The sequence below is a fragment of the Paenibacillus sp. NEAU-GSW1 genome (assembly GCF_009737085.1).
Taxonomy (GTDB): Bacteria; Bacillota; Bacilli; order Paenibacillales; family Paenibacillaceae; genus Pristimantibacillus.
Window position 1 is genome coordinate 44345 of the sequence record NZ_WOVL01000022.1, and the last position, 24164, is coordinate 68508.

The following is a 24164-nucleotide window of genomic DNA, read 5'->3' on the forward strand; positions in this document are numbered from 1 at the left end:
TACCTATTAATCGCGCCCTCTTGCATGGATATCGCAAGTTCATACCTGTTGGCATTGTTCAGTTGAAGAAGCCGGGCATCTGCTTTATGATCTGAGTTGCACAATTGAAAGCGCATACATAATGGCTGAAAGGAGGAATGCCGGAACTGCATGCACTGTCGAAGTTGATTGAAACGAAGCCAGATCGTTTCGTAACTTGATCCGAATAATCGATAACTAAGGAGGATTATATTGTTCATACCGCTTTCGAAAAAATACGCATTCGCAGCGCTTAGCTGCTTACTGGCGCTGTCGGTCCCTTTGGCCGCCCCTTATGCCTACGCTGCGGAAACGGAAGCTAATTCCGTTAACCCTAATTTGCCGTTCACGAATGAGCAATTGAAAAACAACGACTACATTCTTTACTTCGTCAATGCCGGCGACTCTACGCCAGCAACAGTTGAGGGCATCGATAAATTTGGACTGCTGTCGTCATTAACGGAGCAAGTGTACGGCGCTGACCCTGTAACGGGTCATAACTGGGGGCTCAAGAATGCAACCGTTACCCGAACCAATGTAAGCGATTCAAGCAGCAAGACGGGTTCACTCCGCTATTACAGCGGAACCCAGGTCCGGAATAAAGCGATAACGTACAGCTTTCAGCTGCCTGAGGGCGATTACGATCTAACCTTCGGTTACAAAAACCCGTGGAGCGGCAGAAATGTCAATATGTTTGCCGAGGGGATCAATTTGTCCGGCGATTACGATATCGGCTCCTACAATGCGGAGAAGGAAGTGACCTACAATCAAGTCCATGTATCGGACGGCGAGCTGAACGTTGCGATTCAAGGCCCGGCAACAGCAGCATTGACGCAATATAACGATCCTTTAGTCAATTATGTGATTGTTCGTCAGCATGTAACGATCCCGTTGGCAGACTTGGAGGAGAAAATTACCGAAGCGCTTGGCTATTCGGCAGATACGGCTTATACGCCGTACAGCATAGCTGCATTACACGCGGCAATCACTGCTGCACAGCAAGTCGAGCAGGCGCTGTCCGCAAGCGGAACGGACATCTCGTCTTTAAGCATCCAACTGCAAATCCGCGGCAGCATCGCAAGCTTAAATGAGGCAATTGCCGAGCTCGTCTTATATGAGGCCTATACATCTTTTAATCCCGGCGATGTTTGGACCGATACGAACGGCGCACCGATACAGGCGCATGGCGGCGGCATTCTTTATGATGAACATGCGTCGAAGTACTACTGGTACGGCGAGGATAAAACAGACGGCTATTTGCCTGCCCGCGGCGTTCACGTATACTCCTCCGCCGACCTTTACAACTGGACGGACGAAGGCTTGGCGCTCCGAGCTATTCCTTCGATGGAAGCTTTCGATACCGACCCGCAGTTTGCTCAGCTGTACGCCGGACGGGACGATAAAGCGGATATTTTAAACGATATCGGCACGAACCGGATTATCGAGCGTCCGAAAGTCATCTATAACGATGCAACCGGAAAATATGTCATGTGGATGCATACGGACGGACCGACGGCAACCTCGACGGCTAACTACGCAAAAGCGGAAGCCGGCTATGCGCTGAGCGATTCGCCAACCGGACCGTTCGTTTACGGCGAAAGCTTCCGCATGGACCGCGCACCGGAGGACGCCGAATATAACGGACAGCCAGACCAGCCGGGCATGGCGCGGGATATGACGCTCTTTAAGGATGATGACGGCACCGCTTATCTTATCTATTCCAGCGAAGAAAACTTGACGATGTACATTTCGAAGCTGAACGACACGTATACGGATGTTGTCGGCTGGCACCGGGACGGAAACGCCGAGCGCGATACCGAGTACAAAGCGGTGTACGGCGAGGATTACGTCCGCGTGTTCCCGGGCGCGCAGCGCGAAGCGCCCCAAGTATTCAAATACCAAGGCAAATACTACATGATCTCTTCGGGCGCAACGGGCTGGGACCCGAACGCGGCCAAATATACGGTAGCCGACAACCTATTCGGCGAGTGGAAAAGCTTGCGTTTCTTCGCGCCTGGCAGCACCAACACGTTCAGCTCCCAAGGAACGGCTGTCATTCCGGTTGACCCGGAAGCAGGCAAATTCATTTATATGGGCGACAGATGGAAATCGTCCGATCTCGCGGACTCCCGCTACGTCTGGCTTCCGATCGAATTCGGAAACGATGATGAAATTATTTTGAACGACTATGAGGAATGGGATTTGTCTGCGCTCGATCGCATGGGCAAAATTACAGTGAACACCGAATTGCCTGAAGTGACGATTGTCGGACAACAGCCTGGCCTCCCCTCGACAGTGAGCGTGACGAAGTCGAGCGGCGAAACGATCGATTCCCCGGTCGAATGGAACGCAACTGCGGCTTCTTTCGCCAAACCAGGAGCGATTACCGTAACAGGAACGCTTACCGATTTGGCGGGCAAAGTCATTCATACGACAGTTTACGTTGTACCGGATACGTACTCGTACTTCGTGCATGCAGGCGGAGCAGCGACAAACGATTATGTAACGATGACCTCGTATATGGAAGATGTGCTGTTGAATGCCGTTACGATCGACCAAGCCTACGATCCGGCGAACGGACAAACATGGGGCTTTGTCGGCACGGGAACGAATTCCTCCGGTTCGGCAGGCGATGATATGTACGGCGCGCTTCGTTACCTGAAGGGCAACAGCGGTGACGATTTGACTTACCAGTTCGATCTGGACAACGGCTTGTACAACGTCTATACCGGACTTTACGATCCGTGGTACCAGTACACGAACGGCAGCCGGAAAGCAAACATCATCATCAATGGCGAAACGAAAACGAGCAATTATGTATTTACCAATAAGAAAGACACGCTTGGTTATACAAACGTTCAGGTTACCGACGGCAAGCTGACGATTACAGTTCGCCGTGTCGCGGGCGCGCCTGAGCCGCAAATTAGCTGGATTATCGTATCTAACGCAGAAAAAACAGCCGGTCAGGTAGCAAACAGCGTTATTTCAATTGATGCTCCGGATAAGGATTCAACTGCGTTGACGCTGCCGAAGTTGCAGGATGGTTTTGAAATCGCCATTACGAACAGCGATAGCGATGTCATTACATTAGATGGAACCGTTACGCCGCCTAAAACCGACACTACAGTAACGTTGGTATTAACCGTTACCCGCGCATCCGACGGTTCCACTGCACATACTCGCGAAATTCAAGTGGTCGTGCCTGCAAGAACGGCTACTGCTGCTGACGTTGCGGAGTCCATCACAAGCATTGACCCGCCAGCGCGCAAAGCGAAAATTTTGAAGCTGCCGGCCGTTCCTGACGGATTCGCAATTGCGATCAAAAGCTCCGACAACAAGGTCGTATTGACAGACGGAACGATTGATCCGCCTAAGCTGGCAACGGTTGTTCATCTCGTTCTCGAAATAACGCGCTTGTCGGACGGAACGGCTGCAACCGTAACGATTGAAGTAACGATTCCGTCGCGAAACAACGGCAATCATACTGGAATCGAAGAAGGCAAAAGCAACGAAAATAGCCGGTAAATGAAAAACGCGCGGCAGTCAGAGTTTCGGATCTCTGAACTGCCGCGTGTCTTTTCTGCACAATTATTTCCCCAGCAATATTTTCGCGTACGGCGAATCGATCGGCAGCATAATAACCGGCTCGTTTTGCAGCGTCGTCACGTAGCTTTCGAGCGTCCGGTACAAGCTGTAAAACTCCGGATCTTTGCCGTAGGACTCATTGTAGATCCGCGCCGCTTCCTTTTCGCCTTCCGCGACGATTTTTTTCGCGTCGGCTTCCGCCTGGGCGATTATTTCCGTTGCAGCCCGATCGGCTTTTGATGTCACTTTGCGGGACTCTTCATCGCCTTCGGACAAATATCGCGCGGCAATCGATTGCCGGTCCGAGATCATCCGATTGTATACGCTTTGCTTATTGCTCTCCGGCAGATCGGTCCGCTTGATGCGCACGTCGATAATTTCAATGCCGTAATTGTCGCGCTTGAGCGCTTCCGCTACGTCCTTCGTTATCTCATCGTTGATGTTGCCGCGTTCCGTATTTTCGCTAATAATCGCATCAAAATTGACTTCCGCCAGCTTGCGGCGCACGGAGTTGTACACAGCCTCGTCAATCCGCTGAATGCCGACGCCTACCGATTTCACCGTCCGGTTAAAGCTCGTTGGATCGGTTATGCGCCAAACCGTATAGTTGTCGACGATAATCGGCTTTTTATCCTTAGTCAGCATCGTTGTCGGATTGCTCTCGTAAGTCATTTGATGCTTCGGCAGCGTGAAGACATTTTCTATGAACGGTATTTTGAATTTCAATCCCGGCGATTGCTCAATTCGAACCGCCTCACCGAATTTCAGCACGACCTTGTATTCGCCTTCTTTTACAATGAACATCGAGCCGGACAACAGGATGACAAGAACCGCTATGCCGGCTAAAATAAACCATTGCCGTTTCTTCATTGGGCAGCCCCTCCTTCCGCCGATTGACCTTGCGTTGACGGCTTGCTTCCTCCGTTACGCAGCAGCTCAGTCAACGGCAGGTAGCTCACCGTATCGCTGCTCGAATCGGAAATAAATATTTGCGCGTTCGGCAATATTTTTTCCAGCGTTTCGAGAATGAGGCGGCTCTCCGTAACCGAAGGATTGTTCTTGTACTCGCTATAAATAGCGTTGAATTTCGCAACGTCGCCTTGCGCGTTCAGAATACGCGATTTTTTCTCCGCCTCGGCATTTTCCAGCAGCGCTTGCGCCTCGCCTCTCGCCTTCGGAATAATATCGTTCTCATACTTTGCTGCGTTGTTGATCTTCGTATTTTTTTCCTCTCGGGCGTTCGTTACCTCGCGGAACGATTCCTCCACCTGTCCGCCAGGCGGCTCGATGTCCTGAAACTTGATGCCCAAAATTTGAATGCCGGTATCGTATTTCGTCTGCAGCTCAACCAGCCGTTCCCGCACCTTTTCTTGAATAACCGTTTTACCGTCCGTAATTGCATAATCGAGCTTTTCCGAGCCGATTACGGAACGGATTGATGTCGCCGTCGAATTCCGCAAAAACTGCTCCGGATTATCGATATTGTATAAGTACTTTTCGATGCTGCTTATTTTCCACTGCACGACCGCATCTGCGGACACGAGATTTTCGTCACCTGTTATCATCATCGCTTCTTCTTCGATCGGGATGATCTGGTTGCCATTTTGGCGGTAACCGATCGTGGTGCTCTGAATGAGCTCTGCCGGAACGATAATGACATCTTGAATTGGATAAGGCCATTTGAAATGCAAGCCGGCCGTTTTCTCCTCCGTGTAGTTGCCGAATGTGAGAATAGCGGCGCGTTCTTGCTCTTGCACGGTGTAGAAAGAAGAGAAAACCATCATAATGACGATAATACCTGCTGCTGCGCCGACGATCCATTTTACAACGGTGCTTGTTTTGATCGGCCCTTTACCGCCGATCTTCTTCCCTGCGATAACTTCAAATTCTGACTCTGTGCTGGTCAAATCGCATATCTCCCCTCTTTTGGATAGTTATAGGAGTATACGCATGAGCACGCCTAAAGTCACACTTTATATTTTGAACAGTTTGCCGCGCGCCTTAAAACGATAACGAACGTCCTTGTCCCTCTTCCGCTTCCGGCTTATTCTGTTTTATGCGAAAATCCGGTTCTTCCTGTTTCCAAGGCGATACATGTTTCTCTGCCTCGCGCTGCGCCTTATTCCGATTCCAGAACGATAAAAGCCGCCGCTTCCCTTTCTGCTCCTGCTTCTCTTCTAAAATCCGCTTCATTCCATGCAATAGCAGACGCGAGCGCAGCTCGTCACTATGGCTTACTTTGCGCATTTCTTCGAAAAATTGCTTGTCCATGCTGTCATCTCCGTTAGTCCGTCTAGGCTGTATGTATTCGTTCCATTATGCTTTAGAGTAACATCGTACAACCAGGTCAATAGTCATGTCAAAATTTGTCGTATGAGTCGATGATGAAGGGCAGTATGGGCAGCTAAAACGTGTTGCTTGCGGATGTCTTTTATCGGGTTAGTTTGTTGCAGCATCATCTGTTGGAGATCATCGCATTCAGCACCTTGGTAAGTTAAGGCGTTGGGGCTTGGGGCGTTGGGGCTTGTGCTTGGTGCGCGGTGCGTTCGGGCATGGGGCGTGGATGCTTGGGGCGTTGGGGGCTTGGTGCGCGGTGCGTTCGGGCATGGAGCGTGGATGCATGGGGCGTGGATGCGTTGGTGCTTGGTGCGCGGTGCGTTCGGGCGTGGAGCGTGGATGCATGGGGCGTGGATGCGTTGGTGCATTGGTGCTTGGTGCGCGGTGCGTTCGGGCATGGAGCGTGGATGCATGGGGCGTGGATGCGTTGGTGCATTGGTGCTTGGTGCGTTCTGGCGTGGAGCGTGGATGCATGGGGCGTGGATGGGTTGGTGCTTGGTGCGAAGCTGCTTCGCTAATTAACGAACTAAAATTCTTTAATTCGGGGCAAAACTGGAATTGAACCGCAGATAGCGAACCTAAATACGCTATTTGCGAACCGAGGTTCACGAATAGCGCAAGCAGGTTCGCTATGCTTCTTTTTTCAGTCCACAACCGGATATTTAGCGAATTTGCATTCGCAATAATGCGAACCTGCTTCGCTATTTTGCCCGCGGTAGATTTGCTTCGCAACTAATTTGCCGCAATAGTCGCCACGGCGAGAAATGACGTTGGTGTTGGTTGCTTAGCTAGAAGCAGCTTATCGCAATTTACCGGCTGCCGGGCCTGTTGCTACAATATAAGCAGCTTTATCCGAACATCACTTATAAAATCCAGCAAAACGAATCGTCCCAGCTATGCAGGCTCATCCGGTCCAGAGAAATTGAGCTGGCTATCGTTCGCCTGCCGCTGGAGCTCAATGAATTTTCGGTCATTCATTTACACGGCGAGCCTTTTTATTTTGTAACGACCGACCCGAATGTTGAACAGGACGAGGACGGCACAATCACATATGCAATGATCGAGCTTTACCCGCTCCTGCTGCCCAGCACGAAAGGGCTTGGCGTTTACCACCAGATCGTCGAAGGCTTTGCCAAAGCGAGAATAACGCCGCGGCTTATTGGCGAATGCTCCGACATCGCGCTGCTAATGGAATTTGTCTCCACCGGCTTCGCCTCGTCCATCATTCCCGAGACTGTCCTTAAAATGCATCGCGCACCGATTTATGCGTATCGGATCGAGGTTTCGCCGCAAGCGTCTTCCTCCGGTTTGATCTGGCTCAAAGACCATTATCTGTCTCAAGTGGCGCGCCATTTTATCAAGCTCGTATCCGAACTGCCTCAACCTTAACAAACAAAAACGCAGCCCTCCCCTGAGGACTGCGTTTTTGTTCGTTCACACAAATTAGAAGCTGACAGCCGCTTTTTGCGCGCGCTCAACGCCATTGCCGATAATTTCTGCCGCTTTATCAGAGAATTGGTTATGGCCTTCAACAATAACATCTGTAAATTGCGTTACGCCGAAAAAGCTCATAATGTTTTTCACGTAGTTATGGGACATTTCTGCAGCAGCCGCCGGGCCTTCGGAATAGACGCCGCCGCGCGCGTTCAGCAAAGCGACTTTTTTGTCCGGAATGAGGCCTACAGGACCTTCAGACGTATATTTGAACGTTTTGCCTGCTTGGTAAATATAATCAATATACGTGTGCAGAACGGCTGGAATCGTCAAGTTCCAAAGCGGGAAGCCGAATACGACTTTGTCCGCAGCAAGGAATTGATCGATGTATTTGCCAGAAACCTCTACTGCCGCTTTCTCCGCATCAGTCAGGTCAAAGCCGCGAGCTGCTTTAAAGTTGCCGTTGATCATGTCGGCGTTCATGTAAGGAAGCTCTTGCTTGAACAAGTCCAGCTCGATCACTTCGTCTTCCGGATGGCTTTGTTTGTAGCTATCCAGAAACGCATGGTATAGCTTAACGCTTACCGCTTGCTCAATATCGCGGTCATTGGCTTTAATAAACAGTACAGTACTCATTTCTTATCCCTCCAGGTTGGATCTGTTTTTTTATAGGTCAATCTGCACTTACTAACTTTTTGTAACTACCTTCAGTTTATATTGAATCAAAGCTCTGCACATCGGCAATTAGACGTAAAAAAGAACGAAAAAAGCCCTCCGAGGACGGAGGACCAGTCTTACGACTATGGATGTAGGTCCATAGTTTATTATGATTGCGAATTCATGGCTTGTACCGCATAGAGTGCCGCTTGCGTGCGATCAGATAAATGCAGCTTGCTCAGAATGCTGCTTACATGCGTTTTGACCGTTTTTTCTGCGACGACAAGCAGATTGGCAATTTCCTTATTGCTTAATCCTTTCGCAATCAGCTGAAGCACCTCCTGCTCGCGAGGCGTCAACGTCTCCAACGCGCCAAGTTGCCCGCCGGCTGCCGCTTTGTTCGTCTGTTCCGAAAGCAGCTGCTGCTGCGGCCCCCGCTGGGCAATCAAAGCGGCCGAGATATCCGGATGAAGCTGTATGTTGCCCTTAAACGCGCTGCGAATCGCCTCCGCCAATTGATCCGGCTCCACATCCTTCAACATATAGCCGATAGCGCCGGTCTGCAAGGCAGGCAAAATATGTCCCCGATCGGAAAAGCTCGTCAATACGAGCACTTTTATGTTCGGGTGCCTTTCGGCGATTTTAGCGCTCGCTTCAATGCCGTCCATGACCGGCATATTCAAGTCCATCAGCACAATATCCGGCTGAAGCTCCCCTGCCTTTTCCACCGCTTCCAGCCCGTTGCTCGCCTCGCCGACCAATTCGAAGTCAGGCTGCATATTCAGAAAAAAAGAAATGCCCTTCAGCACGATTTGATGATCGTCCACGAGCAAAATTTTTATTTTCATCACAAATCCTCTTCCCCATTGCATACTTCCAGTTCCGCCGGCTTGATCGGAATTTCCGCTTTCACGATCGTTGGCTTCCCCTTGCCGCCCGTAATCGTCAATTGTCCGCCAAGCGATTCCGCCCGCTCGCGCATCGACATCATCCCCATCGTCAGACCCGATTTTCTTGTTTCCGGGGCAAGTCCTTTGCCTTTATCCATAATTTCAATGCATGCAAACGTTTCCGTTTTAACAAGTCTGATATGCGCGGCGTTTGTTCCAGCATGCTTTCTTATATTGTTTATCGCTTCTTGGCCGATGCGCCAAAGCGCCTCCTCCACTGCGCGGTGCAGCTCCTTCACCCCTTCGACCTGAACAAAAACGTCCAGATTCATCCCTTGGCCATATTGCTGAAGCGCTGGCATCAGCCCGTTCTCGAGGCCTGGCGGGTGCAGCTGCCATATTAAGCCGCGCATTTCCTTGAGCGCCTCTTGCGCTAGCTGTTGAATTTCTTGCAGCGACTGCCTCACGACAGGTTCGGAAGCCGACAGCACCGTTTCAGCGCCTTTCGCAAGAAACGAAAGAGAGAACACTTTTTGAATGACGGAATCATGCAAATCACGCGCCACTCGATTTCTTTCTTCCATTCGCGCCAGCTCCTGACGCTGCTCATATACGCGCAGGTTTTCCATGCTGAGTGTGTAATGATCGCCAAGCGAATACATGAAATCCTCATGGAATTCGTCAAATTGCTTGCTGTTCGGACTGCTCACAAACAATACGCCGATTGGACGGTTTCGGATCCGAAGCGGAATCGCCGCTGAAGAGGCGTAATGAGGAATGCCGACGGAAGCAAGCGAATCGCAAGTAAACGCGTCGCGGCGCGATTCAATCACCAGCTTGTTTTCGCGAAAAGCAGTGCTGACCGGTCCAGCTTCTTCAACGGTTAACGAGCGCAATTCCTTGTTCGCATTCTGATTCGCATTCGTCGCGCGCAGTGAAAGCATACGTTCCTGGTCATAAATAAAGAGCGCCACATAAGGCCAATTAAAAGCATCGCTTATTTCTTTAACCGCAAGAAGAGACAGCTGACGGCTGTCTTGAATCGCATTCAGCTTCTGAATAACGTCTCCGAGCTTCGCATATAGAAGCGCGCTTTGTTCCTGTGCCTGATAGAGCCGTATCCGCTTGATCGCCGTTCCGATTTGAAACGAAATCGCCTGCAGCAACGCCAGCTCCTCTTCGTCAAAATGCGTTTTTCCCGCTTGCGCAACGTTCAGCAGGCCGAAGCGGTCCTTGCCCGCGTTCAGCGGCACGGTCGCATGATGCGAAATGTCGCCTGTATCGCCAAGCTGATGAGACACGGCGTAATTTATTCTTTTGCACTCAATAATATTGACGGCATGTTGAAGCTTTCTCTGCCGGTAACGCTCCACGCACCAGCAATCCTCGCCGCACATGAGCGCGTAATTGCCGACTGTGAGCGCTTCGGGCAAATTAAGCGAGGCTGCGCATGTATTGCCAGGCACATTGTCGTCAAGCAAGAAAATCCACCCTGACGTAAACCCGGTCACTTGCAGCAGCTTCATAAGGGCTTCGTTCAGGATGACATCCATATCGTTAGACGTATTGAGCACTTCCGCAATTTCTTTTAGCGCAATAAGCTCGTTAACGCGGGTTTCCCGGGGCATCCTCATCGACTCCTTTAGGCAACATTATACACCGCGATTCCTTCATTAGAAAATAAGGCTTCGATTGTCGCCCGCATTGCCGGCGGCATCGAAGCCTTATTTGTTAATCGTATAAGTGGCAGCTCACCAGATGTCCCTTCCCGATGGCGCGCGCCTTTGGCTGCTCCCTTTCACAGCGTTCATGCGCATGCACGCATCGCGTCTGGAACGGGCATCCGCTTGGCCGCTCGGCAGCATTCGGGAGCTCGCCTTGAAGTACGATCCGCTCGCGCTTCACTTGCCCGTCTCCTGCGGGAATGGCCGATACAAGCGCTTGCGAATACGGATGCAGAGGCTGCTCATATAAGCTGTTCACGTCAGCCAGCTCGACGATGCCGCCTAAATACATGACCGCAACCCGATCGCTCATATAATGGACGACGTTTAAATCATGCGAAATAAACAAATAGGTTAAAGCGCGTTCGGCTTGCAAATCCTTCAACAGGTTCAAAATTTGCGATTGCACCGATACATCCAGCGCAGAAACCGGTTCGTCCAGCACGATAAAATCGGGATTCAGCATAAGCGCTCTGGCAATGCCGATCCGCTGCCTTTGCCCTCCGCTTAATTGATGCGCGTAGCTGCTTGCATGCGATTCGTCCAACCCGACTTTATGCAGCATTTGCAGCACTAGGCGCTTCCGTTCCTTCGCTCCTTCGCCTATCCTGTTAATCGCGAGCGGCTGCTCTAATATTTGACCGATTGTGTGGCTCGGGTTCAGCGAGGTATACGGATCTTGAAACACATATTGAATCTGCTGACGCGAGCTCCTGCTCCCGCGGCCTCCAAGCTCTGTACCGTTAAAATGCAGCTTTCCGCCGCTTGGCGCCAGCAATTGCGCCGCTATTTGCCCCACTGTCGACTTTCCGCTTCCGCTTTCGCCGACGAGACCGAGCGTCTCTCCCGGCTTGATCGCGAGCGATACGCCGTCGACTGCCCTTACTGCTCGCTGATGGTTAAACCAACCGCCGCCGTACTGCTTCCTAATATCGATTAATTCCATTATCGGTTCAACTGACGACGGCATTCGCTAGCGCTCCTTTCTTTCCTTCCTCGAGCAAGAAGCAGCGCGCCGTATGGCCAGGCGATGCGTCAAGCAAGACAGGCGACTCGGACTGGCATCGCTGCGTGGCAAAGCTGCAGCGCTGAGCGAAGCGGCAGCCATTGCTATGCCGCTCCGCCAACCCCGGCACTGTTCCCGGAATCGAAAACAGCTTCTCCGTTTTTTTCGCAGGCGTCGGTATAGACTGCAGCAACCCAATCGTGTAAGGATGCCGAGGATCATTGAAAATCTCGTCTTTCTCTCCAATCTCTACGATCTGACCGGCGTACATGACGGCGATTCGATCGCTCATTTCCGCGATAACGCCAAGATCATGGGAAATAAGCAAGATCGATGTGTCGTTCTCCTCACTAATTTGTCGCAGCAAATCCAAAATTTGCGCTTGTATCGTGACATCAAGCGCAGTCGTAGGTTCGTCTGCAATAAGCAAGCCGGGATTGCAGCTGATCGCAATCGCAATCATGATTCGCTGCCGCATTCCTCCCGACAGCTGATGGGGATATTCCTTCAGCAGCGCTTCGGGACGGGACAAACCCACTTTGCGGAACAAACCAATGGCCCGCTCATTTGCTTCCGCACGCGAAAGTCCTAAATGAAGCCTCAGCATTTCTGTCACTTGAGCGCCTATCGTAAGGCCGTTGTTCAAGGAGCTCATCGGATCTTGAAATACCATCGCAATTTCGCTGCCCCGAAAACGTCTGACTTTCTTTTCGCCGAGCTTATGAAGCGGATACTCCTCTTTGTAAACAATCTCTCCGCTTTTTACACGCATCGCGTCTGGAAGCAAGCCGAGTACGGAAAGCGACAACACGCTTTTTCCGCAGCCTGATTCGCCTACGATACCGACCGTTTCGCCCTGGGCAATCGACAGATCGATGCCTTCCAGCACCGGAATGCTTTCCTTGCGCGAACGCTGCAGTTCCAGATGCAAGCCGCGGATCTCCAACAGCTGCTTCGGCTTCGTTTTCGACTCGGACGAACGATGATATGCTTTCATCTTCTCGCCTCCGTAGGGTCATTTCCTTCTTTTATTGCCTAGCATCTTTATAGTCGCGCAGGCCGTCGCTGAGCAGGTTAAAGCCAAGCACGGTCAACGTAATAAATAATCCCGGCGCCAGCGTAAACCAAGGCGCTTTGCCAATAAAGCTTTGCGCTTCATTCAGCATCCTTCCCCAGCTCGGATCGGGAGGCTGAACGCCGAGGCCAAGATAGCTTAATGCAGCTTCGACTAATATAGCCGCCGAGAAGCTAAGCGCAAAAGTCGTCAATATCGTCGAGCTTATGTTCGGCAATATTTGTTTAAAAATAATATGCGCATGACCCGCTCCGATACCTTTCGCCGCTTTCACATATTCGGCTTCCTTCTGCTGCAGCACGCCTCCGCGAATGACCCTGGCGAACGAAGGGATCGACAAAATGCCGATGGCTATAATCGTCTGCGACATGCTTGGCTTAAAAATAGAAACGAGCAGCAGCGCCAGCAAAATGCCGGGAAAAGCAAGCAGTCCGTCTATGCCGCGCATAAGCAGCTCATCCGCCCACTTTCCTAAATACGCTGCCGCCGTGCCGATCAAAAAACCGCATGCCAAACCGATTGCAGCCGACAGCGCGCCGACCTCGAACGCCGTTTGCGATCCGACCATTACACGGCTCAGGACGTCCCGCCCGAAGTTGTCTGTCCCCAACCAATGCGCCGCGCTTGGCGCATGAAGCCGATCGGCGATATTCATTTCGTTTGCGTCATGGGGTGTATAAAATAAACTGACCAGCATCACCGCGAAAAGCACCGCGACAAATCCCGAACCTAGAATCAGGTTGAAGCTCATTCTTTTTTTCATATGGCGGCCCTATCTCATTCTAATTTTTGGATCTAATGCACGGTAGGACAAATCGACAATAAAGTTTGCCGTGACGACGATAAACGCAATCAAGATGACCATCCCTTGCACCAGCGGATAGTCGCGGTTGCCGATTGCCGTAATGAGCAGGCTGCCGAACCCGGGCAGCGTAAACACTTGCTCGACGACAAGGCTTCCCGCGAGCAGCTCGCCGAAATTAATGCCAACGATTGTAATGACAGGCAGCAGCGCATTGCGCAGCACATGGCGGAGCAAGATTGTCCGCTCCTTCAAGCCTTTGCTTCTTGCTGTTCGCACGTAATCCAATTGAAGCTGCTCCAGCATCGTCGTCCGCAAATAGCGGACGACGATCGCAACTTGAGGCACAGCAAGCGCAATTGCCGGCAAAATCAGCGATTTCAATGAAAGCAGCGGATTTTCCGACCAAGGCACATAGGTGCTGACCGTAAACCAGCGGAGCGTTAGCCCGAACACAAGGATTAGCGTAATCCCCATCCAAAAAGAAGGGATCGCAAGGCCGAATTGCGTGCCGACCGAGATTATGAAATCCGCAGCCTTCCCTTTCGCCCGCGCTGCCCCAATGCCAAGCGGTACAGCCGTTAGGACCGTTATGGACAAAGCAAGGAGCGAAAGAGTAAGCGTGACGGGAAAACGCTCTTTAATCAGCTTCAGCACCGGCTCCGAGTACCGCAGCGATTGCCCGAAATCGAGTACGGCAGCTCCCTTTAACCAATCCGCGAATTGTTCGGTCAACGGTCTGTCGGTGCCGAGCTTTTGTTCCAGTAGCGCAATTTGCTCATCCGACGCTTCCGTGCCTAGAATGGTAAGCGCCGGATTTCCTGGAATGATGCGGAACGCCGCGAATGTAAGCGTAACGACGAACAGCATCGTCAGCAATAGTGTCAAAAGCCGCCGCGCATAGTAATTCATCCTCGTTGCCCCTTCACTTTTTCACCGTATCATTCAGTGAAATATACAGTCGACAGATCCTGCACATAGAGCGGATATTGCTTATAGCCCGCAAGCTTTTTGTTAAGCGCAACGTTTAGATTCGGGTCCATGATGTAGACGGCCGCCGCGTCCTGCGTCAAAATCGTTTGTGCCTTTTTGTACAATTCCACACGCTTCGCATCGTCGATTTCCAACACCGCCGCTTTAAGCGCGCTGTCGAAGTCGCCGCTCTTATAGTTAAAGAAGTTGTTTGGCGAATCGGACAAATATTTGTTCAAAATTTGATACGGATCAAGCTTTCCGTCAAGCCCGATAATGGTCAGTTCATAATCTCTTCCTTTATAAATGCGCTCCAGCCAAACCGCCCATTCAACCGGTTCGATTTTCACTTTGATGCCGATTTTCGCAAGCTGCTGAGCGATAACTTGCGCCGTGTCCACATGGAATTGATAGTTGGACGGTACCGACAGCGTCGTCTCGAAGCCGTCCTTGTAGCCGGCCTCAGCCAACAGACTTTTCGCCTTCTCAATGTCGGTCGCGTACGTATTCTCAAGCCCTTCCTGGAAGTACTTCGCCAGCACGGGGCTGAGGTTGGAACCCAGCTTCGTGCCTTTTCCGAGCGCTACGCCCTCGATAATCTCATCGACATTAACGGCATAGTTGATCGCTTGGCGGACGCGCACATCGCTGTACTGCTTTTTGTCGATATTGAACGTCATGAGCTGAACCAGGTTTTGCGGCGCGCTGACCGAATTGAACTGATCCGCTAGTTCTTCCAATCTTTCCGTGCCGATTCGCGGATAAATGTCTACTTCTCCCGACTTCAAAGCCAGGAGCGACGCTTCCGGATCCGTAATGATGCGGAACTCGACTTGATCGAGCGACGGAATTCCGGCCACGTAATAATCGGCGAATTTTTCCACGCTGATGCGTTGCCCCGGCAAATACTCTTTAAACTTGAAAGGACCTGTTCCGATCGGGTTTTTATTGCTGTCCTCATAGCCACTCGGAATAACCGCTGCTGTCAGTGAAGTCAGAAACGACGTATTGTTTTCTTTCAGCTTAATAATGATCGTGCTTGCATCCGGTGCTTCGATTGACTGCACGCTGCCAAAAGCCGGGGATAGCGGCTTGCCGGATTCCGTCGGGGCGGCGAGGCGGTCATAGGAATATTTCACGTCTTCGGACGTTACCGGATTACCGTTATGGAACTTGACGCCCGAACGAAGCTTGAATGTATAGGTCAGGCCGTCAGGCGACACTTCATACGATTCGGCGATCGCCGGGTACAGCTCACCTTTTTCGTTCGGCTTGAGCAGCCCTTCAAAAATATTAAACAGCACTTCCTGCGTGCCCGCCGCTACGGCCAAATGAGGGTCCAAAAAGTCCAAATCCTGCGGAATCGCAACGACTACGCTGCCGCCCTCCTTTTTGCCGGCGGTTTTATTGCCTTTATCTTCTGCTTTGGCAGTTTCGGCAGGAGCCGGAGCAGCGGTTTCCTTCGCATTGCCGGAGGACGATTGGCCCTCGCTATCTCTCTTGCTATTGGTATTGCCGTTGCCGCAAGCGGCAAGCGAAAGCGAAAGCATCAGAATAATAGAGATAAACATATAATTTCGTCTTTTTTTCAACATGTACATTCTCCTTTGCATCAGATCTGATCTGATCTTTGTCATTAACTAATCATTTGTTCCGGTTTCAGCAGCAGCTCCGGCAGCTCCTCGATGGAGACAATCAGCCGGTCGTACTGCAGCTCTTCGATTCCGAGCCTGCCGAACCGGTTTATAAGATAGCAATCGATTCCTGCGCCGGCACTGCCGATAACATCGTCATAATAGTTGTCTCCGACATAAACGCATTGTTCCGGCTTCACTCCCGCCTCGCTCATCGCTTTGATGAAAATGCGCTTATCCGGCTTCTCCAGCCCTACCTCCGCTGATACGACAATTTCATCGAAATAGCTGGCAAGCCCGTTGTCTGCAAGCACGTCTCGGCAGCTTTTGTTCCAATTGCTGATTAATCCGACGCCAAAATTATGCCGTTTCAGCTTGCCGAGCACCTCCGCCGCAAACGGGAAAGACCGCCACATGGGCTGCTGCTCCCCTTGCAGCTGAAGCAGCCTTTCGCACTGCTTCCGCAAGTCAAAGCTTACATTAAGCGAGTAATTCAACGTCCCGATATACCAAGGGTAAAAAGAATAAAGCTCTTTGCCTAAAGCCCCCGGGTACTGCCTCATGAATAGCTTATCGGTCATATGATAGGCCTTCTCGATTTCCTCAAGCGGAATATGGTCGATGCCCTGCTCAAGAAGCAGCGTGCGATAAGCCGACTCCCGGTTTTGATAAACGAGCGTGTAGCCTAAATCGAACCAGATAAAAGATTTTTGCATCTGTTCCTCCTGCTGTCGTAATCACCTTATTACAGGCAGCCATACCTTCGATGGGTAGCTGCTGTCGTGATAAATCGTTTGCGTCGCCGTTTCGAAATCGGCCTCCGTCGCCTCTCCCGGCTCAACCAGCGCATTCGGATTGCGGTCGAAGGTCGGAAACAACGAGCTCGTAATATCGATTCGAATCGTATGACCGGGCTTAAATGCATGAGCCGTCGGTCCAAGCGAGAACGAATAGCGAATAATTTCTCCCGGCGTTACGGCCTCTCTCCGATCCAGACCATTCCGGTAGCTGGCGCGGATAATGCCTTCGGCGATATTGTAGGCCTTCCCGTCCGGATACACGTCGATGAGCTTTGCAACGAAATCGGTATCCTCGGCACTCGTCGACGCGTACAGCTCCATCGTAATTTCACCGGCAATCGCCAGCTTCCGGTCAAGCGTGTCCGATGTGTAGACAAGCACGTCATTGCGGATTTCGATTGGCAGCTGGTTTTTGGGGCCCATCGGCGTCAAATCAGGAACAGCGCCCGAACGTCCGCCAAGCGCGGGAACAGCAATCGACGGATGATACACGAACACATCCGGATATTCATGCTCTGGCGGCTGCTCGATGCTCAAACGACCGTCGCCGTTAATTGAATTGGCTCGCTGCTCGCTGCGCAAATAATAAGGCACTGCCTCCGCGCCGGCAATCGGCCAGCTGTCGGACTGGCGCCACCGGTTGCTTCCCATTTCAAAATATTGCACCGCCGGTTGATGAGCAAACCGATTGCTCCGCTTGTCTTTCAACCAGTAATCAAACCATTCGATTTGCAGCGAATCGATCCGGTTAGCCGCTTCCTCGCCGAAATCAAGCTCGCCGACATATCTGGACCAAGGCATATGGAACCATGGCTCGATAAGCAAAAATTGATTTTCTCTTGCTTTAGCTGTTCCGCCCCGTTCCCTAATGCCATTGAAGTTATCAATCGTTCCGTCGATGAAAATGTCATACCAGCCGCCGATATGGAGCGCCGGCACTTCGATCCGCTCGTATTGCTCGCGCAAAGCGTGCAGCGACCAATACGAATCTCTTGTCGGATGGCGAAGCCATTCCAAATAATAAGGCGCTGTTTCCTTGGCAGCCTCCGGCAGATCGGACAACGGCAGCTTGCGATATTGGCTATGTATTGCTGCATATTGCGCTCCAAGCTCAGCAGCCCAATCCGTTCTTTTTCGCCTAAGCGCCGTGTCTTGAGCTGCGAAGAACACCCAAGACTGCGAGAGCGCAAGCGAGAACGCGCCGTTCCGATACGCTTTTCCTTGATAGGAATCTGAGCCGATCATGCCGGGGACGATGCAAGCCAAATGCGGAGGGCGGCTCACCGCCGCCTGCCATTGCGCCGCTCCGACATAAGAAAAACCGTACATCCCGACTTTCGGCTCAGCTCCGGGTAGCGCCGCTGCCCATTCAACCGTGTCGTAGCCGTCTTCGGATTCGTTTGCATACGGAGCAAACTCCCCTTCCGACGACCATCTTCCCCGCGTATCCTGTACGACGACGATATATCCATGTCTTGCATACCACGAAGGATGCGCATAATTCATCGTTTGCGCATCAGCCTTGTTATACGGCGTTCGCATGACGAGCACCGGGTACGGCCCGCCTTCCTTCGGGCGGTAAATATCGGCGAGCAGCTTAACGCCGTCGCGCATGACGACCGGAACGTCTCGGTCAAGTTGTATTTCCACCGCTGCCGCTTGTGCAGTTTTCACTTCAGGCATCGTCCTCAAACGCCTCCCCTAGCTGACCGCACCGGCAGTTGCAGCCGCTGCTGCCTGAATCGCCTGATCTAAATCTTCAACCAAATCTTCCGAATCCTCGATGCCGATTGACAGACGGATCAGATCAGGGCCGATGCCTGCATTTAATTGCGCCTCCGGCGACAGCTGAGCGTGCGTCGTACTCGCCGGATGAATGACAAGTGACTTGGCGTCGGCCACATTGGCCAGATGAGAGAACAGCTGCAAATGATTAATGAACACGTTCGCCGCTTCATATCCGCCTTTAAGCCCGAACGTTAATATCGAGCCCGGCCCTTTCGGATAATAGCGCCGGGACAGTTCATAATACGGACTGCTTTTCAGCCCGGGATAGCTCACCCATGCTACTTCCGGATGGACGCTTAAATAATCGACGATCAGCTTGGCGTTGCTAATATGTTTCTCCAGCCGAAGCGACAGCGTCTCCAATCCCTGCAGCAGCAGAAAAGCATTGAACGGGCTCAATGCCGCGCCGATATCGCGCAAATATTGCACTCGAGCTTTTGTAATATAGGCAAGCTCGCCGAACTTCTCGACATACTTTAAGCCGTTATAGCTTCTGTCCGGTTCGGTAAAGCCCGGAAATTTGCCGCTGGTCCAATCGAAACGTCCGCCGTCTACGATCAAGCCGCCGATCGTCGTGCCGTGACCGCCAATGTATTTGGTAGCAGAATGGACGACGATATCTGCCCCGTGCTCCAGAGGACGAATTAAATAAGGAGTGCCGAACGTATTGTCAACGATCAGCGGAATTCCGTGCTCATGCGCGATGTCTGCGATCGCGCGGATATCCGGTATATTCAGTCCGGGATTGCCGATTGATTCGATAAACAACGCCTTCGTCTTCGACGTAATCGCTTTGCGGAATTGTTCCGGATCGTCCGGATTGACAAAGGTCGTCTTAATGCCTAGCTTCGGGAGCGTTACGTCGAACAAATTGTACGTTCCTCCGTACAAAGTGGATGCCGAAACAATCTCGTCTCCCGCTTCGGCAATATTGATGACGGAGAAGGTGACAGCTGCCGATCCCGAGGCGACGGCAAGCGCTCCGACGCCGCCCTCCAGCGCTGCAATGCGCTGCTCCAACACTTCATTTGTCGGATTGCCGATTCTGGAATACGTATTGCCCGGTTCTTCGAAGTTAATGACCGATTGTGCATGATCCGTGTTTTTGAACACAAAGGAAGTGCTCTGGTAGATCGGCACAGCTCTTGCTCCCGTCGTCGGATCGGCTTGTTGGCCGCCATGCACCTGAATCGTATCAAATCTCCATTCCTTTCGGTTCTGCTCGCTCATGACGCCACGCTCCCTTTCGCAATAGAAATAAAAAAGAGACCGATGGATTCCGGACGGAATCCATTCAGTCTCCAGTTATCTGGTTAACTGTTTCGCCATTATAACCAATTAATCCTAGTGGATAATATGCATTTATCTTAACGGCTATATTTCTACCTGTCAACGATTTTATATTCTGAAGCGGCGGCGTATTTCCGCTTTACTCGCTGACGATGCGGTTTGTCAGAGCGCCAAGCCGTTCAATCTCAACAGTCACGACATCGCCTGGCTGAAGATAGAGCTGCTTCTCCGGGGGATATCCGAAGACGACCCCTTCCGGCGTTCCTGTCAGAATAATATCGCCCGGCGACAACGTCATGCATTGCGACACATAACTGACTAGCTCCGCGCAGTCAAAAATCATATCCGACGTATTCGAGCTTTGACGTACTTCCCCATTAACCGTGCAGGTGATCGAAAGCGCGTTAGGATCGCCTGCTTCTTCCTTCGTGACGACATAAGGCCCGATCGGAGCAAACTTATCGCAGGATTTGCCGGCCAGCCACTGGCTGGTGCGCGTTTGCAAATCGCGGGCCGACAGGTCATTTGCCGCGCAATAGCCGAACACATACTCCAAAGCTTCTTCCTTGCTTACATATTTGGCCGTTTTACCAATCACGATAGCAAGTTCCGCCTCATAATCAACCTTGTTCGTGCTGCGCGGCAGCGGTATGTCTTCTCCATGCGCGGCAAGCGCATTCGAAAATTTATTGAATAAAATCGGAAAGGCTGGAATCGGCATATTCGTTTCTTCCGCATGCTTGCGGTAATTGAGACCGATGCAAATGAGTTTACCAGGCTCGGAAATGCATGGCGCAAACGTTAAACCGGCTTCTGCTCTAACAAATTCCGCGGCGTTTTCACTCGCCATAGCTCGGTCCGTCCATGTACGTAACGCTTCAATCGCTTGACTTCCGCCCTCCAGCGCTTGCCTCATCGTAATTGGAACAGCTGCTCCGACCGTGTCCGGGGCTTGTCCGACTGCCGCTTCGACATCCAAAATGCCTTGCTCTGTCCATACGCCCAAGCGCGTAGTTTCGTTCTCCACAAATTGAATCAGTTTCATCCTGCATCCCCCTTCTGGACTCTATTGTGCCTTTAATGATCGTTTTGCGCAATGTGCGTATCGATCGCCACCGTCAAACCTTAAAGGAATAAATAACCTTTTTAGCAAATTTTACGTACAAGATTAAAGGTTTACTGGTAAAATGATCCTGGAGATAGAGAAAATGTCCGAATAAGGGGAGTTTGTTCAGTTGAAGATTTTAGCTTCATTGTTTACGACAGTCATCGCATTAGCAGTAATTGTGCTCATCTTTGAGTACACCGGATTCTACGCACAAAGTTTCAAAGTGTTTTTCATTTTGCCTGCCGGCGCCGGCTTTGCAGGCGCATTCTGCGCATCCGGTTATTATTTTGTAGCAACAAAAATGAAAAAGGAGCCTTCCAGGCCAATGCTGATCTGTTCTATGATCGGCCTTCTAGGATTTGTTTTGCTCTACGTATCCATGTACAGCACATCCTACGTTGACAGCGACAATAAGGTCAATCATATGTTTAGAGGAGAACACATCAGCAATTTCACATACGAGGATTCGAATGAACCCGTAAATTTCAAAAGCTATATGATATCCGATATAAATAGCAGAGAAATGTCCTTGTTTGTCGGTGCAGGCAAAAAAAGCACGCGAGTTGCAATGCCGGTGGGGTCCATTGAAATCAATTCCACTCTAAATATCATTCTGTTTGTTGTAGAAGGCCTTGGTTTTATTATCGGCGGCTGGGTAGTTGGTTCGAATGTAATCAGTTTTTTCGAAGCGAAGAGAAAAAAACAAGAAGAGCAAGCAGAACAAGAAGAACAAGCATTAAATATAAGCGGTTAAAAATCTATGCCCTTTGCATGGTCAATCCAAGCATCGGGCATTAGTTTTGACAAAAAGAAAAACCCTTGAATATCAAGGGTTTCGGGATTTTTAGGTTATGGTGCGGTAGAGAGGACTCGAACCTCCACGGGCGATGCCCACTACCCCCTCAAGATAGCGTGTCTGCCATTCCACCACTACCGCACATTTAGGGGAAAACCTTTAAAGAAAATGGTGAGCCATGAAGGACTCGAACCTTCGACACCCTGATTAAAAGTCAGGTGCTCTACCAACTGAGCTAATGGCTCTCATGAATGTAAAACGAACTCTTGAGAGCTGCTTCACTTACATTGAGGAAATGGTGACCCGTAGGGGATTCGAACCCCTGTTACCTCCGTGAAAGGGAGGTGTCTTAACCCCTTGACCAACGGGCCTCAGTAATTATTTCATTGACTTTCTTTCAAGCGACATTTGTTATCTTAACACAATTCCGCTCGTTGTACAAGCTTTTTTTTCATTTTCATTTAATCCAATTATTGGTTTGAATGCTTCACGCTTATTCAAGGCGTAAAAAAAAGACCAGCTGTTGAACGGCCTTTTCCGTTTCAATCACTTAGAAAAAATATGGCGGAGAGAGAGGGATTCGAACCCTCGCACCACTTACGCAGTCTAACCCCTTAGCAGAGGGTCCCCTTGAGCCACTTGGGTATCTCTCCATGGCTCCCCGAACAGGACTCGAACCTGTGACAACTCGATTAACAGTCGAGTGCTCTACCAACTGAGCTATCAGGGAATACGATGTGCTAATTATTGTTCTCGTCGTTCGCATCTTTAAATCAGCGGCGACAAGTAATAATATATCACGGCTATTCGACGAGGTCAAGCGTTTTTAAAAATAATTTTCCACGGCATTTTCCGCACGCATATTTAGCCGGATCCAGCCTTCTTCTCCGCATATATTCGGTCCCGCAATTATGGCATACAAGCTTGTACCGAAATGGCGCAGGCTTGCGCTCAGAGCGCTCGGGAAGCGATTGGCAGTAGCGCGAGCCGCCCACTTTCGCGAGCAATATTTTGAAATCCGAATCGCGATGCCTATATCCTCTTTTTCGAATATGAAGGTGATAGTGGCAAAGCTCATGCTTTATAATTTTTTCCGTTTCCTCGATTCCGAAAACTTCGAGCTGATGCGGACTAATCTCAATATGATGCGATTTCGTAAAATACCGTCCGCCTGTCGCCTTCAGTCGTCGGTTAAATGTGGCCCGGTGTAAAAACGGCAGCCCGAACGATTCCAGCGACACTCGCTCTACCCATTGCTGCAGCGAATCATCGCTCATCATTGTCTTTTTTGAATTCATCGCATTCTCCCCCACTACTTGAATTTTAAAGCGTTCATAAGCTACACTTCAAGTAGCAAATTATTATTGGAACGTGATTGATGTCGCCTTGCTTTCGCGCCATGGATCTGCCGAGGGGAGTTTATTTTCAATGCCAACGATGCGTTATGTTGTAATGAAGCAAGACAATAGCCTGTTTTTCGTCGAAATGCCTGAATCCCATGCTTATCAGCTGAGCGCGCTCAATTTGCGCCTTCATAAAGAAATAGACAAATTGACGGCCGACCGCATCCCGCAATTGCCTTATGCTGTGGCGGAATGCGATAATGTCGAGCTTCATGACAGCTCGCTTCAAATCATCTCCGGTCTTGATTACATCAACGCTCTGGAAAGCGACTTTGCCGGCGTGAATGAGTCCGCCTATCCGCTTATCGCCTTGCTGACGGAAATTCGCGCGCTGCAAGCGCAGCTTGAGCAATGGTATGAGGAAGAGATGATATAGGACCTGCACGGATAAACGCCCTCCTCCATATGGTAGTAATACATCACGTTGAGCCGGGAGGAGGCGATCCGAAATGCCGCAATGGCTGTGCAACCAAATGATGCGGGCTTTTTTGAAAAAGGACCGCAGACAAATCAAGCTGTTAAATGAATGCTGGTATTTTTACCGGAATAGACAAATTCCGAAAACCGACGGCGACAGCTCCGAGCTGACGACGCTTCATTGATACTTATTGCAAAGACGCCTCTCACGACCGGCAGTGCTGCCGGATAAGAGGGCGTCTTTTTTACTCGCAACCGTCAGCGCCGCATTACCTGCTGCCTGTAAGGCCAGTTTCGGCCTTTCAAACTTGCAAGTTACCTCGAACCTTCCACTTTCCACTCCTGTTAGGCCAATTTTGGACTTACACGCTCCTTCGCCGCCTTGTTTGCTGCCTGTAAGACCAGTTTCGGCCTTACAGACTTACAAG

At 50.8% G+C, this 24164-nt stretch carries 20 protein-coding genes, 5 tRNA genes and 2 pseudogenes; 5 read left to right on the top strand and 22 right to left on the bottom strand.

The genetic code is table 11. The features are described from left to right. Positions 1–231: 231 nt before the first annotated feature. Positions 232–3543: a family 43 glycosylhydrolase gene (locus GOM71_RS16895; protein ID WP_156283151.1), complete on the top strand. Its 3312-nt coding sequence runs from the start codon at positions 232–234 to the stop codon at positions 3541–3543. Between the two features lie 63 nt (positions 3544–3606). Here the strand turns inward: GOM71_RS16895 and hflC are convergent, their stop codons facing one another. The 3 genes from hflC to GOM71_RS16910 all read right to left on the bottom strand — a co-directional run bounded on the left by hflC (position 3607) and on the right by GOM71_RS16910 (position 5874). After that, the gene (gene hflC / locus GOM71_RS16900) at positions 3607–4473 is read right to left on the bottom strand and encodes a protease modulator HflC (RefSeq protein WP_156283153.1); all 867 of its coding nucleotides are present in this window, start codon (positions 4471–4473) and stop codon (positions 3607–3609) included. Then, positions 4470–5510: an FtsH protease activity modulator HflK gene (gene hflK / locus GOM71_RS16905; RefSeq protein WP_253944893.1), complete on the bottom strand. Its 1041-nt coding sequence runs from the start codon at positions 5508–5510 to the stop codon at positions 4470–4472. The genes hflC and hflK overlap by 4 nt, the downstream gene beginning before the upstream one ends. Positions 5511–5604: 94 nt before the next feature. Then, entirely contained in the window at positions 5605–5874 is a 270-nt protein-coding gene (locus tag GOM71_RS16910; protein ID WP_156283155.1) for a hypothetical protein, read from the bottom strand. An 873-nt stretch (positions 5875–6747) separates the two neighbouring features. On the opposite strand from GOM71_RS16910, the gene GOM71_RS16915 reads away from it, so the two are divergent. After that, entirely contained in the window at positions 6748–7329 is a 582-nt protein-coding gene (locus GOM71_RS16915) for a LysR family transcriptional regulator substrate-binding protein (protein WP_367649668.1), read from the top strand. Positions 7330–7383: 54 nt separating this feature from the next. Here the strand turns inward: GOM71_RS16915 and GOM71_RS16920 are convergent, their stop codons facing one another. The 13 genes and pseudogenes from GOM71_RS16920 to GOM71_RS16975 form a co-directional block, all read right to left on the bottom strand. Further along, positions 7384–8010, bottom strand: a complete 627-nt coding sequence (locus GOM71_RS16920; protein WP_156283159.1) for an FMN-dependent NADH-azoreductase — start codon at positions 8008–8010, stop codon at positions 7384–7386. Positions 8011–8198: 188 nt separating this feature from the next. Continuing rightward, positions 8199–8390: pseudogene (locus GOM71_RS25155) on the bottom strand (response regulator transcription factor); the annotation flags it as partial. 65 nt (positions 8391–8455) lie between these two features. Further along, positions 8456–8879 (bottom strand): annotated as a pseudogene (locus GOM71_RS25160) (response regulator); the annotation flags it as partial. Then, positions 8879–10549, bottom strand: a complete 1671-nt coding sequence (locus GOM71_RS16930; RefSeq protein WP_156283163.1) for a GAF domain-containing sensor histidine kinase — start codon at positions 10547–10549, stop codon at positions 8879–8881. The pseudogene GOM71_RS25160 and the gene GOM71_RS16930, both read right to left, overlap by 1 nt. 103 nt (positions 10550–10652) lie before the next feature. Then, on the bottom strand, positions 10653–11615 hold the full coding sequence (locus tag GOM71_RS16935) for an ABC transporter ATP-binding protein (protein WP_156283165.1): 963 nt from the start codon (positions 11613–11615) through the stop codon (positions 10653–10655). Further along, the gene (locus GOM71_RS16940) at positions 11599–12648 is read right to left on the bottom strand and encodes an ABC transporter ATP-binding protein (protein ID WP_156283167.1); all 1050 of its coding nucleotides are present in this window, start codon (positions 12646–12648) and stop codon (positions 11599–11601) included. Before GOM71_RS16940 ends, GOM71_RS16935 begins: the two co-directional genes overlap by 17 nt. A 31-nt stretch (positions 12649–12679) precedes the next feature. After that, positions 12680–13489 carry an ABC transporter permease gene (locus GOM71_RS16945; protein ID WP_156283169.1) on the bottom strand — a complete coding sequence of 270 codons (810 nt, stop codon included), beginning with the start codon at positions 13487–13489 and terminating at the stop codon, positions 12680–12682. 9 nt (positions 13490–13498) lie between these two features. Then, positions 13499–14440, bottom strand: a complete 942-nt coding sequence (locus GOM71_RS16950; RefSeq protein ID WP_156283171.1) for an ABC transporter permease — start codon at positions 14438–14440, stop codon at positions 13499–13501. Positions 14441–14469: 29 nt separating this feature from the next. Beyond that, positions 14470–16095: an ABC transporter substrate-binding protein gene (locus GOM71_RS16955; protein ID WP_253944894.1), complete on the bottom strand. Its 1626-nt coding sequence runs from the start codon at positions 16093–16095 to the stop codon at positions 14470–14472. A gap of 41 nt (positions 16096–16136) precedes the next feature. Then, positions 16137–16850, bottom strand: a complete 714-nt coding sequence (locus GOM71_RS16960; RefSeq protein WP_156283175.1) for an HAD family hydrolase — start codon at positions 16848–16850, stop codon at positions 16137–16139. A 21-nt stretch (positions 16851–16871) separates the two neighbouring features. After that, positions 16872–18617, bottom strand: a complete 1746-nt coding sequence (locus GOM71_RS16965; RefSeq protein WP_156283177.1) for a CocE/NonD family hydrolase — start codon at positions 18615–18617, stop codon at positions 16872–16874. Between the two features lie 18 nt (positions 18618–18635). Further along, positions 18636–19952: an O-acetylhomoserine aminocarboxypropyltransferase/cysteine synthase family protein gene (locus GOM71_RS16970; RefSeq protein ID WP_156283179.1), complete on the bottom strand. Its 1317-nt coding sequence runs from the start codon at positions 19950–19952 to the stop codon at positions 18636–18638. Positions 19953–20151: 199 nt separating this feature from the next. Beyond that, a complete protein-coding gene (locus GOM71_RS16975) occupies positions 20152–21057 on the bottom strand; it encodes a fumarylacetoacetate hydrolase family protein (RefSeq protein ID WP_156283181.1) in 906 nt (301 codons plus the stop codon). Positions 21058–21247: 190 nt separating this feature from the next. On the opposite strand from GOM71_RS16975, the gene GOM71_RS16980 reads away from it, so the two are divergent. Continuing rightward, positions 21248–21874, top strand: a complete 627-nt coding sequence (locus GOM71_RS16980) for a hypothetical protein (RefSeq protein ID WP_156283183.1) — start codon at positions 21248–21250, stop codon at positions 21872–21874. Positions 21875–21972: 98 nt separating this feature from the next. Here GOM71_RS16980 and GOM71_RS16985 read toward each other — a convergent pair. The 6 genes from GOM71_RS16985 to GOM71_RS17010 all read right to left on the bottom strand — a co-directional run bounded on the left by GOM71_RS16985 (position 21973) and on the right by GOM71_RS17010 (position 23193). Then, positions 21973–22057 (bottom strand) — tRNA-Leu (locus tag GOM71_RS16985). 28 nt (positions 22058–22085) lie between these two features. Then, positions 22086–22161, bottom strand: a tRNA-Lys gene (locus GOM71_RS16990). 51 nt (positions 22162–22212) lie between these two features. Then, positions 22213–22287 (bottom strand) — tRNA-Glu (locus GOM71_RS16995). A gap of 191 nt (positions 22288–22478) precedes the next feature. Then, a tRNA-Ser gene (locus tag GOM71_RS17000) sits at positions 22479–22569 on the bottom strand. A gap of 1 nt (position 22570) precedes the next feature. Then, positions 22571–22646: transfer RNA gene (locus GOM71_RS17005), tRNA-Asn, on the bottom strand. Between the two features lie 73 nt (positions 22647–22719). Next, on the bottom strand, positions 22720–23193 hold the full coding sequence (locus GOM71_RS17010; RefSeq protein WP_156283250.1) for a SprT family protein: 474 nt from the start codon (positions 23191–23193) through the stop codon (positions 22720–22722). Between the two features lie 151 nt (positions 23194–23344). Between GOM71_RS17010 and GOM71_RS17015 the strand changes: the two genes are divergently transcribed. Then, positions 23345–23695 carry a hydrolase/acyltransferase gene (locus GOM71_RS17015; protein ID WP_156283185.1) on the top strand — a complete coding sequence of 117 codons (351 nt, stop codon included), beginning with the start codon at positions 23345–23347 and terminating at the stop codon, positions 23693–23695. A 73-nt stretch (positions 23696–23768) separates the two neighbouring features. After that, positions 23769–23921 carry a cortex morphogenetic protein CmpA gene (gene cmpA / locus GOM71_RS17020; RefSeq protein ID WP_156283187.1) on the top strand — a complete coding sequence of 51 codons (153 nt, stop codon included), beginning with the start codon at positions 23769–23771 and terminating at the stop codon, positions 23919–23921. Positions 23922–24164: the final 243 nt, after the last annotated feature.

Coding starts and splice junctions, on each gene's coding strand:
- hflC (WP_156283153.1), bottom strand. CDS start 4,473: ATGAAGAAACGGCAATGGTTTATTTTAGCCGGCATAGCGGTTCTTGTC.
- GOM71_RS16965 (WP_156283177.1), bottom strand. CDS start 18,617: ATGCCTGAAGTGAAAACTGCACAAGCGGCAGCGGTGGAAATACAACTT.
- GOM71_RS16950 (WP_156283171.1), bottom strand. CDS start 14,440: ATGAATTACTATGCGCGGCGGCTTTTGACACTATTGCTGACGATGCTG.
- GOM71_RS16970 (WP_156283179.1), bottom strand. CDS start 19,952: ATGAGCGAGCAGAACCGAAAGGAATGGAGATTTGATACGATTCAGGTG.
- GOM71_RS16910 (WP_156283155.1), bottom strand. CDS start 5,874: ATGGACAAGCAATTTTTCGAAGAAATGCGCAAAGTAAGCCATAGTGAC.
- cmpA (WP_156283187.1), top strand. CDS start 23,769: ATGCCGCAATGGCTGTGCAACCAAATGATGCGGGCTTTTTTGAAAAAG.
- GOM71_RS16975 (WP_156283181.1), bottom strand. CDS start 21,057: ATGAAACTGATTCAATTTGTGGAGAACGAAACTACGCGCTTGGGCGTA.
- GOM71_RS16935 (WP_156283165.1), bottom strand. CDS start 11,615: ATGCCGTCGTCAGTTGAACCGATAATGGAATTAATCGATATTAGGAAG.
- GOM71_RS16930 (WP_156283163.1), bottom strand. CDS start 10,549: ATGCCCCGGGAAACCCGCGTTAACGAGCTTATTGCGCTAAAAGAAATT.
- GOM71_RS16955 (WP_253944894.1), bottom strand. CDS start 16,095: ATGTTGAAAAAAAGACGAAATTATATGTTTATCTCTATTATTCTGATG.
- GOM71_RS17015 (WP_156283185.1), top strand. CDS start 23,345: ATGCCAACGATGCGTTATGTTGTAATGAAGCAAGACAATAGCCTGTTT.
- GOM71_RS16945 (WP_156283169.1), bottom strand. CDS start 13,489: ATGAAAAAAAGAATGAGCTTCAACCTGATTCTAGGTTCGGGATTTGTC.
- GOM71_RS16960 (WP_156283175.1), bottom strand. CDS start 16,850: ATGCAAAAATCTTTTATCTGGTTCGATTTAGGCTACACGCTCGTTTAT.
- GOM71_RS17010 (WP_156283250.1), bottom strand. CDS start 23,193: ATGAGCGATGATTCGCTGCAGCAATGGGTAGAGCGAGTGTCGCTGGAA.
- GOM71_RS16940 (WP_156283167.1), bottom strand. CDS start 12,648: ATGAAAGCATATCATCGTTCGTCCGAGTCGAAAACGAAGCCGAAGCAG.
- GOM71_RS16920 (WP_156283159.1), bottom strand. CDS start 8,010: ATGAGTACTGTACTGTTTATTAAAGCCAATGACCGCGATATTGAGCAA.